Genomic DNA, 19,589 nt, shown 5'->3' with positions numbered 1-19,589 from the left:
TAAGATGCGAGTCGAGGATACTCGAATTCATACAACACGCCAAACAGATTATTACGTGTATAATACGGAAGTCTCATTTGCCGTTTAATCTATTTGACAGCCCTCATGCCATATAAAGCCCGCCCCCAGCCAGCGTCAAAGGCTGTTTCAAACACCCAAGCGCCATCGGCCAAGGGTGGAAAGGCTCCCCGAGCGGCCGCCCTCGCCACAAAAGTGATACTTGTTAACAAACCTTATAACATGTTGACCCAGTTTAGTGGCGAACCAGGCGACAGTACATTGGCCGACATTGTATCGGTAAAAGATGTGTACCCGGCTGGTCGACTTGATAAAGATAGCGAGGGGTTGCTGGTGCTCACCAATAACGGCGCTTTACAAGCCAGACTCACCCAGCCTTCATCCAAGTCGCCCAAAACCTATTGGGTACAAGTCGAAGGCGAGCCTAGCGATGAAGCAATTCAGGCGCTCTGTAACGGTGTCGAACTGAAAGATGGTCTCACCCTGCCCGCCGATGTCACCAAAATGGCACCACCCGCCGTTTGGGAACGCCACCCTCCGGTGCGTTATCGCGCTAACATTCCCACCACTTGGTTAAAGGTGGTGCTACAAGAGGGGCGAAATCGGCAAGTACGCCGGATGACCGCGCACATCGGCCACCCGACATTGCGCTTGATTCGCGCCCAACTCGGCCCATGGCAGCTGGATGATTTGCAACCGGGCCAGTGGCGTGAGGTTGCGCCCCCGAAAGGCTTCGAGCAGTTCACCCCTAAACCCAAAGGCGCAAAAGGGAAAGCACCGCGTGGGCGCACTCGCTCGTCCAAGCGCGCACCGTCAAAGAAACGAGATAAGCGCTAGGAATACCTGAACATACCATCGTCCGATTTTCGCACACAGACCCTCCGCGCCAAGGATGGCGCGGCGGAGCCCCCAGGGATGGGTATACGGCGTGTCTGCGTGCGGGAGTCGGTCGATAAACCTAAGGGGTTCACAAGTCTTTGCGCGGCACCCAATCACAAATACTTACCCCCATTGATAGCAATAGTATTAATATAAGCTGCATCGGTCGCAGGGCACGCGACCATCTACCCACTCATCTACTCACTTTGGATAACGGCTAACATGTGAGCCCTATCACATCTGTATCCGGCGATTTGATTCTGTTAAACTCAGCGTCCGTTTATTGATAGCAGCATTTGTGATCACCATGTCAGATAACAGCAGCAAAAAAGTGATTGTCGGAATGTCCGGCGGTGTTGATTCCTCCGTTTCTGCCTACTTGTTGAAACAACAGGGTTATCAGGTAGAAGGCCTGTTTATGAAAAACTGGGAAGAGGATGACAACGAGGAGTATTGCTCTGCTGCAGAAGACTTGGCTGATGCGCAAGATGTGTGTGACAAGCTTGGCATCGAGCTCCACACCATTAACTTTGCCGCTGAGTACTGGGACAATGTCTTCGAGCACTTTCTAACCGAATACAAAGCAGGTCGTACGCCCAACCCTGATATTCTTTGCAACAAAGAAATCAAATTTAAGGCGTTTCTCGAGTTTGCCGACGAAGTGCTGGATGCCGATTATATTGCCATGGGGCATTATGTCCGTCGCACCTTCCCTGAAAAAGGCGAAAAAGCGCAAATGCTGCGCGGCTTGGACAATAACAAAGATCAGAGCTACTTCCTCTATACCCTCAGCCACGATCAGGTGGCACGTAGCCTGTTCCCTGTGGGCGATTTAGAAAAACCGCAGGTACGCCAAATTGCGGAAGAGCAAGGCTTGGTGACGGCGAAGAAAAAAGATTCAACCGGCATTTGCTTTATCGGCGAGCGTAAGTTTACTGACTTTTTGTCGCAGTACTTACCCGCGCAGCCCGGCCCTATCGAAACCACTGAGGGCGACGTCATTGGTGAACACCAAGGTTTGATGTACCACACCTTGGGTCAGCGCAAAGGCTTAGGGATTGGTGGCTTAAAGGGGGGCAACGGTAGCGAAGCCCCTTGGTATGTGGTCGATAAAGATGTCGCGCGTAATGTATTGCTCGTCGGTCAAGGCCATGATCATCCTCGACTCTATTCAGAAGGGCTCATCGCGGCGCAATTGCACTGGGTCGATCGTGAGATTGTGACCGAGACCCGCCGTTGCACGGTAAAAACCCGATACCGTCAACACGATATATCGTGTACTATCACGCCCGTTGGTGATGATACAGTGAAAGTTATCTTCGACGAGCCGCAAATTGCGGTAACGCCGGGGCAATCCGCTGTCTTTTACGATGGCGATGTGTGCCTAGGCGGTGGCATTATCGAGCAACGTATTTAAGGAGCCGTGATCAGTGGCAGAGACGATTTATGATCGCACCCTGGCTTTTGCCAGCATTTGTCAGGCAGCAAAACTGGTGCAAGACGTATCTCGAAATGGATATTGTGACCAAGACGCGTTAAATACGAGCCTGAGTAGCATTATCATCACCAATCCCTCTTCTACCCTAGACGTATTTCGTGGAGAAGTAGGGAATGTCACCGGTGGCGGTGAGTCGGGCCTTCATGTTGGTTTAGAAACCCTCATTGGCCAACTCGATAATAGCCGCAATGGTAGCGAAACCATGCGCTACCTGATTAATTTGTTGGCGCTGGAGCGTAAACTGTCCAGCCGCCGTGATGCCATGGCACAACTGGGCGATCGCATTGAAACGATTGAGCGTCAAGTAAGCCATTTTGATTTGCTTGATGAGCAAATGATCAGCAATCTCGCCAGCATTTATCTCGACGTGATCAGTCCTCTCGGACCGCGCATTCAAGTGTCTGGTGACCCACAACATTTACAGCAAACTGGCGTGCAACACCGTGTGCGTGCCATCTTGCTTTCCGGTATCCGCAGTGCTGTCCTATGGCGTCAAGTAGGCGGTAAGCGCCGGCACCTTATCTTTGGTCGCAAACAAATGGTTGAGCAGGCCAAACTCATTCTAGCCCGAAGCTAATCAGATTGAACTCAGGAGACAAAAAATGGAACTGTCAGCGCTGACTGCTGTTTCACCGGTCGATGGCCGATACGGTACGAAAACGATTGCGTTGCGATCGATTTTTAGTGAATTTGGATTGCTTAAATACCGCACCATCGTGGAAATCCGTTGGCTGCAAAAACTGGCAGCGACAGACAGCATCGCAGAAGTGCCTGTTTTTAGTCATGACGCCAATGCCCAACTCGACCGCATTGCTGCTGAGTTTGATGAACAAGATGCCGCACGTATTAAAGAGATTGAGCGCACCACCAATCATGATGTCAAAGCCGTTGAGTATTTTCTAAAAGAAAAGATTGCCGATAACGCAGAACTCAACGCAGTCAGTGAATTCATTCACTTTGCCTGCACTTCTGAAGACATTAATAACCTGTCGCATGCACTGATGCTAAAAGAAGCACGCGATACGGTAATTTTGCCAGAAATGCAACGTCTGGCGGACGCCGTCAAAGACCTGTCGCAACAATTCCGCGACGTACCCATGCTTTCACGCACCCACGGTCAGCCTGCGTCTCCATCGACCATGGGTAAAGAGATGGCAAACGTGGCGTACCGCATGGCGCGCCAAATCAAGCAGGTTCAAAGTAGCGAAATCCTAGGTAAAATCAACGGCGCTGTGGGTAACTACAATGCGCACTTGTCGGCCTATCCAGAGATCGATTGGCATGCCTACAGCGAAGCCTTTGTGACCTCATTAGGTATTGACTGGAACCCGTACACCACCCAAATTGAGCCGCATGACTATATTGCCGAGCTTTTTGATGCCGTGTCGCGTTTTAACACCATTTTGATCGATTTTGACCGTGATATCTGGGGCTACATTGCGCTGGGCCACTTTAAGCAAAAAACCATCGCGGGTGAAATTGGCTCATCGACCATGCCGCACAAGGTTAACCCGATTGATTTTGAAAACTCGGAAGGTAACCTCGGCCTAGCCAATGCCATTTTCTCTCACCTTGGGCAAAAGTTGCCGATTTCTCGCTGGCAGCGTGACCTGACTGACTCCACCGTATTACGTAACCTCGGTGTGGGTGTGGGCTACACCATGATTGCTTATGCGTCGACCCTTAAAGGGATCAGCAAGCTGGAGGTGAACCAAGCCGCACTCGAAGCGGAATTGGATCAGAACTGGGAAGTCCTTGCCGAGCCTATTCAAACCGTGATGCGTCGTTATGGGATAGAAAAGCCCTACGAGAAGCTCAAAGAGCTGACACGTGGCAAACGAGTTGATGGCGAGGGGATGCGTACCTTTGTTGATAGCCTTGATTTGCCTGAGCACGAGAAAGCACGCTTGAAGCAAATGACACCGGCTAACTACATTGGCGATGCGGTCAAGCTCACTGACAAACTGTAAGCAAAATGCGTCCAATGCTCACGGCCTCCATAATGGGGGCCGTTTTTTTATCCCACTCGCACCACCCTGCTCGTCACGTTATACTGCCGCAAATTTCGTAAACTAAGTCGTTATGTATCAGTTTCAGTTCTCGCTCACCGAATTCATGGCCACACATTGGCATCAAAGCCCCACCGTTATCCGCCAGGGGTTAGTCGATTTTAACGACCCCATTGAGCCTGAAGAAGTCGCAGGACTCGCGATGGAAGAAGACATTGACTCACGTCTCGTGACCCAAGCCAACGGCAAGTGGCAAGTCGCGAACGGTCCTTTCGAGCACTTCGATGATTTCCCAGCGACGCATGCGCAACTGGTGGTACAAGCCGCTAACCACTGGCACCCAGGCGTGCGTGATCTCGCTGAGGCATTTACCTCGCTACCACAGTGGCTATTTGATGATGTCATGGTGTGTTATTCCCAGCCTCAGGGCGGCGTTGGGCCTCATATTGATCAGTATGATGTGTTTATTGTGCAAGGCCAAGGGCGTCGCCGTTGGCGTGTGGGGCCAAAAGGTGATTACCAAGAAGCTAACTTAGACACCGGGCTCAAGCAGATCACCGGCTTTGACGCCATTATCGATGTGGAGCTAGAACCAGGCGATATTCTTTATATCCCGCCAGGCTTTCCACACGAAGGCGATACGCTGGAGCCCTCGCTCAGCTACTCGATTGGCTATCGCTCACCAAAAGCCCGCGAGCTACTGAGCAGTTATGCTGACCAAGTGATTGTCGACGAAGCCGGAGACAATCATTTCCATTGGCCAGCCATGCCAGCGCAAGCCGATGCGCCTGCGGCATTGGATCCACAACATCTCGCGCAAATGAACGAGATGATGATCGCACTCATGCACGACGAGACCCGCAAAAAGCGCTGGATTGGCGAGTTTCTCTCTCAAGCCCGGCATGAGCTCGACTTACTCAGCCCCGATCCACAGTGGCAACCGGATAGTCTCAAAGCCGCGATGCAAGACGGGCTTTGTCTGGAAAAACTCAGTGGGTTGCGTGCGTTTTATCACCCAGACCAGCCTGAAATGATTTTTATGCTGGGTGAAAGCTTTGATTTACCCACAGGATGTGAGTCACTCACCCCAGCGTTATGCAATCAACGCTTTATTGATTGGGAAATCCTCGGCGATGCCGCCGACCATAGCCTGTTTTGGCCGATGCTGACGCTGTGGGTCAATCGCGGCTACTGGTATCCCCTCGAGGAAGCGCCAGAGTAACCGCGCATCACCAAGATTAGACTTTAAACTGGGCCGTTAGAGCACGCTGACGGCCAGCCAGCGCCTCCAATTGGCTGGCAATACTCGCCGCCGATTCGGCATGCGACAAGAGTTCATCGCTGCGCTCACGAATATGGGTCACGTTTTGCGTCACATCGCCTGATACCGCGCTTTGTTGCTCCGCCGCCGCGCTAATTTCACTGTTAAGCCCCATCATGTCTTGCATCGCGGTACGAATCTGGTCCAAGCTCGCCACCGTCTCTTGCACCTTTTCAGCGGTGTCATCCGCTAACTGATTCCCTTCATGAATCGCTGCTACCACTGACTCTGCCCCCGACTGCAACGAATCAATCACGGTACGGATCTGGGTGATTGACTGGTTAGTACGCTGTGATAGTTCACGGACTTCGTCAGCGACCACCGCAAACCCGCGCCCTTGCTCACCCGCACGCGCCGCTTCAATCGCCGCATTTAACGCAAGTAAGTTGGTTTGCTCTGACATGGTGTCAATCACCGTCAGGATCTCGGTGATATCCTGACTACTCTTTTGTAAGGTTTGCGCATCGTGGGTCGCGCCATTCAGCGTCTCCACCAAACGCGTCATCGCTTGCGACGAACCAGTCACAATTTTTTCACCCTTCTCCGTCGCTGTATTCACCGCGGTGGCCGCAGTTAGCGCCGATTCGGTATGACTGGCAACCTGTGAGGCGGTTTGCGTCATCTCTTCGGATGCTGTCGCTACTGCATCCAAGCTTGATACTTGTTCACGGCTACCATCTCGGGTTTGCACGGCCACGCGTGCGGCTTCCTTGGCTGTATGTTCCGCTTCTTCAACGCTATTAATCACATTCGCCATAATAGGCTGAAGCTTATCGAGGAAGCGGTTAAAGCGCCCCGCCAGTACCCCAATTTCATCACGATTTTTAAGCTGGATACGCTGCGTGAGATCGCCATCGCCGTCGGCAATCTCTGCCAGTCTTTCCGCCAGTAGCTTCAGGGGTTTAACGATTTGGCGCGCCGCTAATCCGGCGATAACCAAGGCAAGCAGGGTTGCCACAACCCCTAAGCTACGTTCTGTCCACGCGGCTTGACTGCGTTGCGCGGTAATTTGTTGGCTTAATTGGTTTGCCTCAGAGAGCAAGACATCTTCCGGCAAGGTGATAAGAGCTCCCCACGTGGTGCCTGGCAAGGCAATCGGCACGTAGGTCATCAACTGGCTTTTTTCCCACACGGTCTGTGGCTGTCCCTGCATCAGCCAGGAGCTCATCGCATCAGGGCTGGTGGATAAATCGTCGACAGTGCCGCCGCTCACTTGGGCGTTATCAGACGCCACTAAACGGCCACCTTGGCTCAATACACTGACATTGCCAGCGCCGTCAAATAGGGCTTTATCCGCCTCTGAGATCACTGACTGTAACCCGCCAAGCGCAATATCAATGCCTAGTACCCCCAGCACTTGTCCGTCGCGCATCAGCGGTGAGGAAATGGTGACACTCAGGCTACTGCCCGCTTGTTTGGGCGCAGATACACAAGCTGCGCCTTGGTTCAATGGGCACTGATACCAATGATTCGCCGCTTGCCCATTGCCATTTTTATTGCCGTTGTTAATTTGCTTCTCGCTCAGCACGGTACCTTGCAGCTCGCCATCCCGCTTTTGCCAGCGGCTGGCAAAACGTCCTGCGGCATTCGCGCCCCGTTCTGTATCGAGCTGATAAAAGTCATCTTCTTGGTCAAGCGCATTGGGTTTAAACACCACGAACGCAGCTTGAACCGTATCGAAGTTCTCCACTGAGCGACGCACCAGCTCATTGATTGAGCCGCGAAGTTCGCCACTGTCGGTAAAGTTTTGCTCAGCGTTATACTGTAGGTACACCACACTTTGCGCCAGCATTTGCGCGCGGTACACCGCCTCATCTAAAGAACGTTGCACATGGGTCGCTTGAACTTGGGCTTGACTGGTCGCAAGACGTTGAGCAGCACTACGCAGCGTTTGGGTACTCGCTTGACCGACCGTTTGCTGAAACTGGTTATTAACGTAGGTTGAGAAGGTTAATAACGTCACCGCGGTCACAGCAACGCACAAACTGGCCACGAGGGTGACCTTCCATTGAATTGAGAGGGATCGCATGACAGCTCCTTTGTCACTCTATCGACAGCCACCACTGCTATCGATTCTCATCCTTGAAACACGCATTTAACAGTAACAAAAAAGCGCAGGAAATAAACCTGCGCTTTTCATATTATTGCGTTTTTTACGATGACAAAAAACGTCGCTTATCTGTCTTTTGGATCCAAGGCATCACGAAGCCCATCGCCGACATAGTTAAAACAGAACAATGTCATGACCATAAAGGCGGCAGGGAACAGTAGCTGCCAAATCGCAATTTCCATCGTTTGCGAGCCTTCTTGTAGTAAGGCGCCCCAACTGGTCATTGGCTCTTGCACACCTAAGCCCAAGAAACTCAAGAAAGACTCAAACAAGATCATGTTCGGCACTAGTAAGGTCGAGTAAACCGCAACAATCCCAAGTACGTTTGGCACGATATGGCGCGTAATGATATGGCGCGTGCTCACCCCTGAAACGTGCGCGGCTTCGACAAACTCCTTGCTGCGTAAGCTGAGTGTTTGACCGCGCACAATACGTGCCATGTCTAGCCAAGCAATACAGCCAATGGCCACGAAGATCAGCACGATATTACGGCCAAAGAAGGTTACCAATACAATCACGAAGAACATGAACGGAATCGATTGGAGGATTTCCACCAAGCGCATCATCACCGCATCGGTGCGGCCGCCAATAAAGCCTGATGTGGCACCATATAAGGTACCAATCAAGACGGCGACAAAGGCGCCCATGACGCCTACCATGATCGATATACGCCCGCCCATCATGGTGCGAGTAAAGAGATCTCGGCCTAACGCATCGGTACCAAACCAATGTCCGTCTACGCCCAATGAAGGCGCCGCATGAATGGCATACCAATCGGTCGCGTCAAACGCGTAGGCACTGATATACGGCCCAAGGATCACGCTCAAACCAATCAATACCAGAATCACCAAGCTCGCCATCGCGGCACGGTTTCGTTTAAAACGAATCGCCGCATCCTGCCAAAGGCTACGCCCCTTGACATCGACTTCTTCAGCAAAGTTTTCGAGGGCGTCAATGTTTTCTTTTTTCGTCAGCATCATGTCACCCCTAGTAACGAATCTTAGGATCGATATACGCCAGCAGGATATCGACGATCGCGTTGAAAAGAATGGTCAGCGTACCGATCAAAATGGTACAGCCAAGCACTAATGAATAATCACGGTTAAACGCGGCGTTCACAAACAGCTTACCGATACCAGGCAAGCCGAAAATGGTTTCGATCACCACCGACCCAGTAATAATGCCCACAAACGCGGGTCCCATGTAGGACACAACCGGTAGCATCGCAGGCTTGAGCGCATGTTTAACAATAATCTTAGGGTAACTGAGCCCTTTGGCACGCGCGGTGCGAATAAAGTTACTGTTTAGAGTTTCGATCATGCTACCGCGGGTCACACGCGCAAATGTGGCCACATACAGCAAGGACATACCGATCATTGGCAACACCATGAATTGCCAACCACCGCCTTGCCAGCCACCGGCGGGGAACCAACCAAGATTAATGGCGAAGATATAAATCAGCACTGGCGCGAGCACAAAGGATGGCATCACCACCCCTAACATCGCCGTGGACATGATGGTGTAGTCAATCCAGGTGTTTTGTTTGAGCGCAGCAATGGTGCCAATCGTCACGCCGAATAAGAGTGTGAAGATAAATGCGACCGCACCAATTTGCGCTGATACGGGGAGTGAGCCCGCGATCAACTCGTTCACCGAGTAGTCCACATACTTGAATGAGGGACCAAAATCCCCTTGTAGGATATTGCCCAAATAGGTGGTGTATTGCTCAAACACAGGCTTATCGAGGCCGTATTTGGCATTAATGTTTTCCATTACGGCAGGGGGCAATGGACGTTCGCTTGAAAAAGGGTTGCCTGGCGCAAACCGCATCAAGAAAAAAGAGATAGTAATTAAGACCAACAAGGTTGGAATAGCTTCCAAAAGGCGCTTGGCGATAAATTTCAACATAACTGTACCGTTTCGTTTTGAGCCTCACAGCGTCCGCTACCTAGGCGATACCTACATAGCGACAACTGGCCAAGGGAACTGCATGATGCAGCTCCCTTATCAGCTGTGAATCAGGCGTTACTCCGCCTTGATATAAAGATCTTTTGAGTAGATCTTCTCTTCGGCGTTATTGGCAGGGAAGCCACCGACTTGTGGGCTAAGCAGACGCGCTTTTACATACTGGTAAATCGGCGCAATCGGCATGTCTTTTGCCATCTGGGCTTCCGCATCCAAGTACAGTTGTGTGCGCTTGTCGTCGTCTGTGGTGGTCATGGCCTTTTCCATGATGGCATCATAAGCTTGACTGTCATAATGCACACCACCTGATGTGTTAGAGCTACGCATCAAGCTGAGGAAGGTAGACGCTTCATTGTAATCACCGCACCAACCGGCACGTGCCACATCAAAGTTCCCCTCATCTTTGGTGTTCAGGTAGGTTTTCCACTCTTGGTTATTAAGTGCAACATCCACACCCAGCTTGTCTTTCCACATTTGACCGATTGCGACGGCAAGCTTTTTGTGGTTTTCGCTGGTGTTATAAAGCAGTGAGAAGTCGAGCGGATTATTTTCACCGAACCCAGCTTCTTTGAGCAGACGCTTGGCCTCTGCATCACGCTCTTCTTGTGTCATCTTGGCGTACGCTGGCAGCTCAGGATCAAATCCAGCAGTGATTTCAGGCGTCAAGAAGTACGCCGGCTTTTGTCCCTGACCCAGCAAAGCATCAGTGACCACGTTACGGTCAATCGCGTAAGATAAGGCTTTACGCACACGGACATCATCAAAAGGTTCACGCTTGGTATTGAAGATGTAGTAATAGCTACACAGGTTGCCGACGATTGAAAGATCCTCAGGATGTTCCTTTTTAAGACGACGGAAATGCTCGTTAGGGATCTCATACGTCATGTCGATTTCGCCCGCCAAGTAGCGGTTCATTTCCGATACTTGGTTTTCAATCGGCAAATAGGTCACTTTATCGAGCGTGGTATTTTCATTGTCCCAATATTGCTCATTACGCGTTAATACAAGGCGCTCGTTTATCACCCATTCGTCGACCACATACGCACCATTACCGACGAAGTTTTCAGGCTTGGTCCACTGATCGCCATATTCTTCTACCGTTTCTTTATGCACCGGCTTCATGGTGGTGTGGCCCATCATCTTCACCAGGTAAGGCACGGCGGTATCTAACGTTACCTGAAGGGTGTGATCGTCCAGCGCTTCAACGCCCAATGTGTCTTTATCTTTGTCACCTTTAATAATGGCTTTGGCATTCTCCATGTGGGTGTAGCCAAGGTACCAAGAGTAAGGTGACGCTGTCATCGGATCAGCCACGCGCTTAAAGCTGTACTCAAAATCTTGCGCAGTAACAGGATCACCGTTAGACCATTTGGCGTCTTCACGGAGATAAAAGGTAAACACCTTGTTGTCTTCGTTTTCCCAGCGCAAAGCGACGCCAGGGATAACATTGCCGTCTGCATCCTGGTTGACCAAGCCTTCTAGCAGGTCACGAATAACATGCGACTCAGGCACGCCTTGAGTTTTATGTGGATCCAACGACGCCACTTCGGCACCGTTACCACGCACGAGCTCTTGCTCTGCCGCCAGTTGCGGCTCGCCTGTCGCGGACTCGGCTTGTTGTTTGGTTTCAGGGTTAGATTGAGAGGTCTGTTTTTGCTCTGGTTCGCTGCATCCTGCTAGAGCCAGAGAAAGGCCAGCGCCCATAAAGAGGGTTCGGGTGATCGTGTTTAGCTTCATCGTGTAACTCCATAACAATCGCTATTGCATCCATGACAATCGACGCCACGTGGCGGGGGAATCCGTTTTGCACAATCTAAAAAGATGTACTACGCCTCGCTGCGCGATTAGAGGCAAAACATTACCAAGCAACGCTGTGTTTTGCCATAAATCTGAAGTATTTTGCCATAGAATGAGATTAAAAACTCATCTTTCACTACTTAAAAGTCGCATAAAGGAATTTCAAGCTGGTAAGACGAGGCCGCATTAGCGCTTTATTCACCACAAGAAACAAAATACGGAACAAATTGCTATTTATACTGAATCTGGGGGCATTGGCACTAATGCTGAACTAGCTTGCGGTCGAAAAAACACACAAGCCTCTCTCTATCTTCGCAATCTCAGTGACTTTGACTGCCAATATGCGTCAAATGTTACTTAATTGTAAAGCCGATACTAAACGTTATTTGTCAAAAAAACTCAACAGAAACACATGCACGTGATGTCAGACAGCTATCACGGTCACAAAATCTGAATTGAATAAGCGGTAATGGTGTCTGTCAGAGGAAACGCTCACCGCGAATAGATGCGAGGATCAGGCACGGATGTCGAACGGAGGGAGAACGTAGAAACGGCTGCTTCGGTAGGCTTGAATGGTGATAATGTCGCAACAAAGCCAGCTTCGCAGGCTGGCTTTGTTCTATAAACCACTATTTTTTGGCATCGTCGGGACTAAAAATGGGGCCACTATCGGATGAACGATCATTCGCCTGATCGCGCAGAACACGGTTGTCCTCACGTGCTTTTTCCATTTCTGGCATGACCTCGTTAAGCATTTCTTTGATTTTCTTGTTGCTATAGCGCTTGTGTTTCATTGTGTCCTCCTGAACTCATCAGTATTTGGCACAGTCACTCGCAGAACAACGACCGAGTCCACTCGGCTGTTACGCCAGTACAAACCGCTTGTGCAATTTTTAAGCTACACCCTCATCGTCAATAAAGCAAAATATTGCCGAAAAGGCACGCCAAACATCTTCGCCTCCACAACATCTCGACGTCTCAACCCAGAGCCATAGCGGATATCGGCCCGCTCTTGCCTTAGTTTAATAACATTTGCTGATAATAAGCGGCTGTTTAGACGAAATACCAATATTGACGCTTTTTTAAACAAACGATGTTGTTATTCGGCGCTCTATCCCCCATCATTGTGTTGTTGATGAGCTGTTCCCGATCATCAACCTAATTTTTCTTCCGACAAGAGAGTAAAAAGCAAGACTATGAGACCACAAAGCTCAACCTCGCGCCCTTTATGCGCACGCGTTCGCCATGGTTACAACCCAAATAAAGGAAAAAAACCACAGGTTAACCGCTAACGCGGTGTTGATGTTAAAAACACCTCTTTAATAGCCTCCAAATGGAGGCTATTTTTTTGTCTTTATATCGCGATGCTGACGACGAGTCAGGGCGTAATCCTACTCACGGGCGACCGCAACGCGAGCAAGTTAGCGTTTGCACAATGCGTTATCGCGAGCGGATTTGCGTTGCAAATTGCGAGTTCTCGCCCTCAAGCGCTACGCAATCGCGACATCACCATGCCGAACCGCTGGTATACGGGCGTTTCAAAAAGTAGGCACCCCTTTTGCAATATCTAGATTACTAGACCAACGCCATTGCTTGTCAGGGGGTGTCACATGGGACAATCCACACCAATTTTGTTTAATGATCGTCACATCTTGCCCGGGGGCCGGATACCTCTTCGGATCCCAGCAGGCGACTCGTTAGACACACTCGTATTCGCGTTAAAGCATGGACTCCCTATCGGAGTGTGTATGGCGGAAACACAAGCCCAGCGCTCTCACGTGGATATTGGCACCTTTATAGAAATTGAGGACTATACCCGAAGCCAAGAAGATGGCTGCTTAGTGATCACGGCACGGGGAACCGCACGCTTTGCGATTCATGCGTTTAACCAGCAGCACAACCACATCTTGTTTGCCTCGGTCAACGCATTACCTCGGTGGCCTGATTGCCACGTCGACAAACAAAGCGAGCCTCTCGTGGAGCGCTTACAGTCGATGTTTGAGCGCTACCCTGAACTACAACAAATGCACCGAGAGACCGAGTTCTCCAATTTGGCGTGGTTATGCCAGCGCTGGTTAGAGCTGCTGCCGCTCCCCACCGGGGAAAAACAACAGTTAATGGCGAACAGCTCCTGTGTCGCCACACGGGATTATCTGTTGAGCATGATGCAAGATCCCCATTAAACCGTTTTTATTGCTGCCTTGCTATTTGCCCTTTTTATACATCTGCTTGATTGGGCGAGGTAACGCGACGCGTTACCTCTTTTTTTTGCCTTCACCCTTTGGTCCCACTTTCCTGACTTGCTCACACTTTACTGCTCCGGTAAATACCTAGTCGCTTGAGCTTCAGGTAAACTAGGCACATTGATTTTTTCTCAGGAAACGACGCAATGATCCAACAGGTTTCAGATCAACATTCACAACGTATCGTCGCGATCGGTGGCGGGCATGGTCTGGGGCGCGTCTTATCGGCATTGGGAATATATGGCGAGCAGGTAACAGGCATTGTCACCACAACCGATAATGGGGGATCCACTGGCCGTATCCGTGCATGCCAAGGTGGGATAGCCTGGGGCGACATTCGTAACTGCCTCAACCAATTAATCACCGAGCCCTCGGTCGGCTCCATGCTGTTTGAATATCGCTTTAAAGGGAAAGGTGAGCTGAACGGGCATAATTTAGGCAACCTGATCCTTACGGCACTGGATAACCTCTCAGTCCGTCCGCTTGAAGCCATCCAACTTATTCGCGATCTGCTAGATATCCGCCCTAATTTACTGCCGATGTCCGAGCACCCTGCTGAGCTTGCCGCGTTAACGCCAGAGGGTGAGACGGTGTCGGGGGAAACACACATTGATGAGCTAAGCGCTCCCCCGACGCGTCTCTTTTTGTCCCCAACCGTCCCCGCGACCCGCGAAGCCATTGAGGCTATCGAGCAGGCTGACTTGATTTTGCTCGGCCCTGGCAGTTTTTTAACCAGTGTAATGCCGCCGCTGCTCGTCCCCGAACTCAGTCGTGCGTTGAAACATACACAGGCTAAACTGGCGTTTATTAGAAACCTTGGCAAGGAAATCGGGCCGGCGGGTGACATGTCATTAGCCACTATGCTTGCTTGGTGCGAGCGTGCAATGGGTGGGAAAGAAATCGACATTGTGATCGGAGAACAAAATGCGTCGCAGCTCGCCACATGTTACCAACAAAAAGAGGCCAGCTTGGCCTCCTCAAATCATCATTGGCGTCATGACAGGGATAAACTACGTCAAGCTGTTGATGAAGTTTTGCTCGACGGCCATTTCTCGGTAGGTAGAGGCCGTTCCTCGTAACATCTCGGTCAGCTCATCTAAATGATGTGTCATCCACTCCTGTTGCCCTTGCTTGACGCGTGATTCACACTCACGCGCCATCTCGGCCAGATCATCCGCACCAAAACTGGCAGCACTGCTTTTGATCGCATGGCTGATCTCACGAACTTGCTCGATCGATGGCGAACCAGACAATTGAGAATGGTATTGCGATAGCTCGTCGCTAAATACAGTGAGCAAAACCGTCACCGTATCCTCGCCTACTTCTGATTTCAGTCGACGTAATGTTTCAGTATTTACTGTGGTGGCCATACATCCATTCCTATCATTCATGCGCCGCAGATTTTTGCCAAGCTTGTAGTTTTCGGTACAAGGTTGAAGGGCTAACTTCAAGTAACCCCGCCGCTTGCGGGATATTGCCATTACACACGTCGATCGCGACTTCAATAGCACGTTTTTCCGTTTTCCATAATGGTTCTATATCGGCTTTCATCACCGCTGGCGATGCTGGCTTGACGGGCTCGTGAGTTGCTGATGCGCTGTTCGCCGCTTCCGATCGCGTGTTATCCCCTGTAGATGCAATTTCAGCACCAGAAACGCGAGCGACTGGCGATGGTAGCATCTCTTTGCTGACTTCTTCGCCGTTATGCAACACCACTATGTTACGGATCACGTTTTGCAGCTGCCGAACATTGCCTGGCCAGTCGTATCGAAGGAGCTGAGTGGTCACTTCGTCACTAAAACGACAAAAATCTTTGCCTTCTTCAGCGGAAAACAGCGCGAGTAAGGCGTTGGCAATGGCAATCACATCGTCTCCACGCTCTCTTAAAGGCGGCAACTCGAGTGGAATAACGTGCAAGCGGTAGTAGAGATCTTCCCGGAATTTCCCCTGCTGTACTTGGAGCCAGGGATCGCGGTTAGTGGCACAGACAAACCGGACATCCACCGACTTCACTTGCGAGGAGCCGACTTTTTGAAAACTCCCCGTTTGAATGAAACGTAGCAGTTTGGATTGCAAATCCATGTCCATTTCGCAAATTTCATCCAAGAACAAGGTGCCACCATTGGCCATTTCTGCGGCCCCTTCACGCTCGGACGCAGCGCCAGTAAAGGCTCCTTTCACATGACCAAATAACTCACTTTCAATCAAATCTTTCGGGATAGCCGCGCAATTCAGTGCAATAATTGGCTTGTTACTTCGCGTACTGGCAGCATGAATCGCTTCTGCGCATACCTCTTTACCGGTCCCGCTTTCACCGGTAATAAACACCGTGGCTTTACTGGGCGCAGCCGATTCGATCACACGGTACACCGCCTGCATCGGCAGACTGCGACCAATAAACCCGTGGTATTCACTTTCCTGTTTAGTCGCTTTCCCCGGATGACTCGGCTTGGGTTTGAGCGACTTATTGACGGTGACACGCAACTGATCGGCTTCACAAGGCTTGATCAAAAAGTCATTGGCACCATGACGCATGGCATCGACAGCGGCATCAATCGAGCCATGAGCGGTCATAATAATCACGGGTAAATCGGGCGCGACTGCGCGCACTTTGGCAAGCACATCAATGCCCGACATATCCGGCAGGCGTAGATCTAAGATCATCAGTGCTAACTGATCGCCTTCTTGCTCGAAAAAAGCCATCGCATCCTGACCCGTCCCTACAATGGTGACATCCACATCTAAGGGGTTAAGGTAGGATTTATATAACGCCGCCACCGACGCCGTATCTTCCACCATCAATATTCGTTTACTGGGTGATAGTGCTGGCATGTATCCTCCAAGAATCGCATCGCGGCGTGTAGCGATAACTCACTCAGTTGCACGAGCGTATGCGAAATGCGTTGCATTATGCAATTTTGCCCTCATTGTAGCTGGGCGAGTCCGTTAAAACCACACGTTTTGTCGATGTAATGGCTATCTTTTATTTTTGGCACGCCAAATGCATCCATTCCAGTGATCCTCAGGGGTCACCTAGCCAACTGACGTTGTTTGTGAGTTTTCACTCACTGAAACACTGTAGCCAACCTGTCATTTAGGTTGGCTTTTTTTTACTTCACGCGGTGCTTTTTCATCCCATTAGCTGTTTACAATAAACTGCTCGCGCAGCGCTTGTAACTGATCTCGCAATTGTGCCGCGGTTTCAAACTCAAGGTTCTGCGCTGCCTCAAACATCTGACTTTCCAGTTTTTTGATTTCAGCATCAATTTGTTGTGGTGACTTCAACGCATAGTCCGCATCAGGCTCGGCAACGGCACGCAACGATTTGACTGCTGGTTTCGCGCTTTTACCCCGTTTACCCGTGCCTATCTCCATCACGTCCATCACTTTCTTATTCAGTTTCTGTGGCGTGATACCATGCGCCTCATTATGTGCAATTTGCTTCGCCCGGCGTCGCTCCGTTTCATCAATGGCGCGTTTCATCGACTTGGTGATCGAATCGCCATATAAAATCGCTTTACCGTGAAGGTTACGTGCTGCACGGCCAATGGTTTGAATTAATGAACGTTCAGAGCGCAAAAAGCCTTCTTTATCCGCATCCAAAATCGCGACCAAAGACACCTCAGGCATGTCTAACCCTTCACGAAGCAAGTTAATCCCGACCAAGACATCAAACTCACCAAGACGGAGATCCCGAATAATTTCCATGCGCTCCACCGTATCAATATCAGAATGAAGGTAACGCACTCGCACATCATGCTCTTGCATGTATTCGGTTAAGTCTTCTGCCATACGCTTGGTCAAGGTCGTCACCAGCACGCGCTCGTCTCGCTCACGACGAGCACGCACCTCAGAGAGCAAGTCATCCACTTGAGTCGCGACCGGACGCACTTCTATTTCAGGATCGATAAGCCCCGTTGGACGCACCACTTGATCAATGATATCCGCGCCCGATTTCTCAGCTTCATAGTTACCCGGCGTGGCGGAAACATACACGGTTTGTGGCGCGAGTGCCTCAAACTCATCAAATTTTAGCGGTCGGTTATCCAACGCTGAAGGCAGCCGAAACCCATAGTCCACCAAGGTCTCTTTACGCGAGCGATCGCCTTTGTACATGGCACCAATTTGCGACACCGTGACGTGCGACTCGTCGATGATCAACAGTCCATCGGCGGGTAAATAATCAAACAAGGTCGGTGGTGGTTCGCCTTCTGCACGACCACTCAAATAACGCGAGTAGTTTTCGATACCCGAGCAATAGCCCAGCTCATTCATCATCTCAATATCAAACTGCGTTCGCTGTGTGATGCGCTGCTCTTCCAGCAGTTTATTATGCTCAAGCAGTGTTTTTTTACGTGCCGATAGCTCCGTTTTTATCTGCTCCACTGCTTCGAGAATACGCTCTCGTGGGGTGACATAGTGCGTCTTAGGGTAGATGGTGCAACGAGGCATGTCTTTGACACTCACCTGCCCCGTTAAGGGATCAAATACGCTGATGGTTTCCACCTCGTCGTCAAACAGCTCCACCCGTATGGCATCTTTGTCCGATTCAGCCGGAAAGATATCGATGACTTCACCGCGAACGCGAAAAGTTCCGCGCTCAAAGGCCATATCATTGCGGGTGTATTGCAACTCAGCGAGGCGTTGTAAAATGGTACGCTGGTCTAAAAAGTCACCGCGGCGAATGTGAAGCATCATTTTTAAATACGAATCAGGGTCACCCAAGCCGTAAATAGCAGAGACCGACGCCACAATCACCACATCACGGCGTTCCATCAACGCTTTTGTCGCCGACAAACGCATCTGCTCAACGTGATCATTAATCGACGCATCTTTTTCTATGAAGGTGTCTGTCGAAGGCACATATGCCTCTGGTTGATAATAATCGTAGTAAGAAACAAAGTACTCCACCGCATTGTCAGGGAAAAACTCGCGCATCTCCCCATAAAGCTGCGCCGCCAATGTTTTATTGGGAGCCAATATCATCGTCGGACGATTAAGTTCAGCAATGACATTGGCCATGGTGAACGTTTTTCCCGACCCTGTTACCCCCAGCAGCGTTTGGTGGGCAAGACCGGCCTCTAACCCTTCACACAGGCGGTGGATGGCCTCAGGCTGATCACCTGATGGTTTAAAAGCAGAATGCAGCGTAAATGTTTTACTCATGAACCTATCCTGTTTGGGGCTGACCACGATGTCCAGCTTGGGGCGCTAACGCGAAAAGTCTATTGTCCTGACTCGCCCTGCGGAGTCAACGATTGCGGTTAACTACTGATAAACTGCCAATTGCGATCTTTTTCGTCTTGGACGCTTGATCTCATGAAGGTGTCTAGGTAACCTATCTTTCCTCTTTTGGTATGCAGCCATTGCAGCCAGCTTGTCCAAGCGAAAACAAAGCTCTAAGCAAAGACAGCTCTGAGCGAAGACGAGCTCTAAGCTAGAACAAAGCACTAAACGCATCGAGCACGAAGCAAATCAAGTGCAAAGCGCATAGAGTGCAATAAAGATAAAGCCTCTAAATCATGCGTTTTCGCGCGTATTTCTGCTGAATATCCTCTCTTATCACTTTTTTATCCCCGATACTCAAGGGTTGAACAAATAGCGACCTGTGCATAATCCACGATCTTTTTTTTCAAACTGATTGTGTTTAAAAAAAAGCACAAACACTAAAAATCAATACCTTACAGTCATTCCCATGCCGACAATGGCTGCGTCAAGCTGGTATAAAATCAGTCACATAATCAGTTGA

15 protein-coding genes are annotated in these 19,589 nt (G+C 50.3%); 7 read left to right on the top strand and 8 right to left on the bottom strand.

Annotated elements, in window-relative coordinates; all coding sequences use genetic code 11:
• Window positions 1–240 precede the first annotated feature (240 nt).
• The 5 genes from EHW56_RS11550 (at window position 241) to EHW56_RS11530 (ending at window position 5,626) form a co-directional block, all read left to right on the top strand.
• The gene (locus tag EHW56_RS11550; protein ID WP_370517147.1) at window positions 241–855 is read left to right on the top strand and encodes a pseudouridine synthase; all 615 of its coding nucleotides are present in this window, start codon (window positions 241–243) and stop codon (window positions 853–855) included.
• Between the two features lie 349 nt (window positions 856–1,204).
• Entirely contained in the window at window positions 1,205–2,314 is a 1,110-nt protein-coding gene (mnmA, locus tag EHW56_RS11545) for a tRNA 2-thiouridine(34) synthase MnmA (protein ID WP_152795716.1), read from the top strand.
• A 13-nt stretch (window positions 2,315–2,327) separates the two neighbouring features.
• Window positions 2,328–2,972 carry a high frequency lysogenization protein HflD gene (gene hflD, locus EHW56_RS11540; RefSeq protein ID WP_046075327.1) on the top strand — a complete coding sequence of 215 codons (645 nt, stop codon included), beginning with the start codon at window positions 2,328–2,330 and terminating at the stop codon, window positions 2,970–2,972.
• 25 nt (window positions 2,973–2,997) lie between these two features.
• A complete protein-coding gene (purB, locus tag EHW56_RS11535) occupies window positions 2,998–4,365 on the top strand; it encodes an adenylosuccinate lyase (protein WP_152795714.1) in 1,368 nt (455 codons plus the stop codon).
• Between the two features lie 112 nt (window positions 4,366–4,477).
• The gene (locus EHW56_RS11530; protein ID WP_152795712.1) at window positions 4,478–5,626 is read left to right on the top strand and encodes a cupin domain-containing protein; all 1,149 of its coding nucleotides are present in this window, start codon (window positions 4,478–4,480) and stop codon (window positions 5,624–5,626) included.
• 16 nt (window positions 5,627–5,642) lie between these two features.
• Here EHW56_RS11530 and EHW56_RS11525 read toward each other — a convergent pair whose 3' ends face one another.
• The 5 genes from EHW56_RS11525 to EHW56_RS15325 form a co-directional block, all read right to left on the bottom strand.
• Window positions 5,643–7,754 carry a methyl-accepting chemotaxis protein gene (locus EHW56_RS11525; RefSeq protein WP_152795710.1) on the bottom strand — a complete coding sequence of 704 codons (2,112 nt, stop codon included), beginning with the start codon at window positions 7,752–7,754 and terminating at the stop codon, window positions 5,643–5,645.
• Between the two features lie 146 nt (window positions 7,755–7,900).
• Entirely contained in the window at window positions 7,901–8,812 is a 912-nt protein-coding gene (oppC, locus tag EHW56_RS11520; RefSeq protein WP_152795817.1) for an oligopeptide ABC transporter permease OppC, read from the bottom strand.
• Window positions 8,813–8,822: 10 nt separating this feature from the next.
• Complete coding sequence (gene oppB, locus EHW56_RS11515) at window positions 8,823–9,743, bottom strand: oligopeptide ABC transporter permease OppB (protein WP_077771405.1); 921 nt, start codon at window positions 9,741–9,743, stop codon at window positions 8,823–8,825.
• A 117-nt stretch (window positions 9,744–9,860) separates the two neighbouring features.
• The gene (locus tag EHW56_RS11510) at window positions 9,861–11,537 is read right to left on the bottom strand and encodes an ABC transporter substrate-binding protein (protein WP_152795708.1); all 1,677 of its coding nucleotides are present in this window, start codon (window positions 11,535–11,537) and stop codon (window positions 9,861–9,863) included.
• 689 nt (window positions 11,538–12,226) lie between these two features.
• On the bottom strand, window positions 12,227–12,391 hold the full coding sequence (locus tag EHW56_RS15325; RefSeq protein ID WP_172970019.1) for a hypothetical protein: 165 nt from the start codon (window positions 12,389–12,391) through the stop codon (window positions 12,227–12,229).
• Window positions 12,392–13,207: 816 nt separating this feature from the next.
• Here EHW56_RS15325 and EHW56_RS11505 point away from each other — a divergent pair.
• Both EHW56_RS11505 and yvcK read left to right on the top strand, forming a co-directional pair.
• On the top strand, window positions 13,208–13,780 hold the full coding sequence (locus tag EHW56_RS11505) for an LON peptidase substrate-binding domain-containing protein (protein WP_077578076.1): 573 nt from the start codon (window positions 13,208–13,210) through the stop codon (window positions 13,778–13,780).
• Window positions 13,781–13,986: 206 nt separating this feature from the next.
• Window positions 13,987–14,919 (top strand): uridine diphosphate-N-acetylglucosamine-binding protein YvcK, encoded by a 933-nt coding sequence (gene yvcK, locus EHW56_RS11500; RefSeq protein WP_152795706.1) that lies wholly within the window; start codon window positions 13,987–13,989, stop codon window positions 14,917–14,919.
• Here yvcK and EHW56_RS11495 read toward each other — a convergent pair.
• From EHW56_RS11495 to uvrB, 3 genes are all read right to left on the bottom strand, one after another.
• Window positions 14,851–15,210, bottom strand: a complete 360-nt coding sequence (locus tag EHW56_RS11495) for an Hpt domain-containing protein (protein WP_046075318.1) — start codon at window positions 15,208–15,210, stop codon at window positions 14,851–14,853. The genes yvcK and EHW56_RS11495 overlap by 69 nt on opposite strands.
• A 13-nt stretch (window positions 15,211–15,223) precedes the next feature.
• The gene (luxO, locus tag EHW56_RS11490; RefSeq protein ID WP_227486512.1) at window positions 15,224–16,672 is read right to left on the bottom strand and encodes a quorum-sensing sigma-54 dependent transcriptional regulator LuxO; all 1,449 of its coding nucleotides are present in this window, start codon (window positions 16,670–16,672) and stop codon (window positions 15,224–15,226) included.
• A gap of 306 nt (window positions 16,673–16,978) precedes the next feature.
• The gene (gene uvrB, locus EHW56_RS11485) at window positions 16,979–19,006 is read right to left on the bottom strand and encodes an excinuclease ABC subunit UvrB (protein WP_046075316.1); all 2,028 of its coding nucleotides are present in this window, start codon (window positions 19,004–19,006) and stop codon (window positions 16,979–16,981) included.
• Window positions 19,007–19,589: the final 583 nt, after the last annotated feature.

Origin of the sequence: Salinivibrio sp. VGrn1 (assembly GCF_009377995.1) — a bacterium.
GTDB classification, from domain to species: domain Bacteria; phylum Pseudomonadota; class Gammaproteobacteria; order Enterobacterales; family Vibrionaceae; genus Salinivibrio; species Salinivibrio siamensis.
Note: the sequence above shows the minus strand (reverse complement) of the source record. Positions and strands in the feature narration are given on the sequence as shown.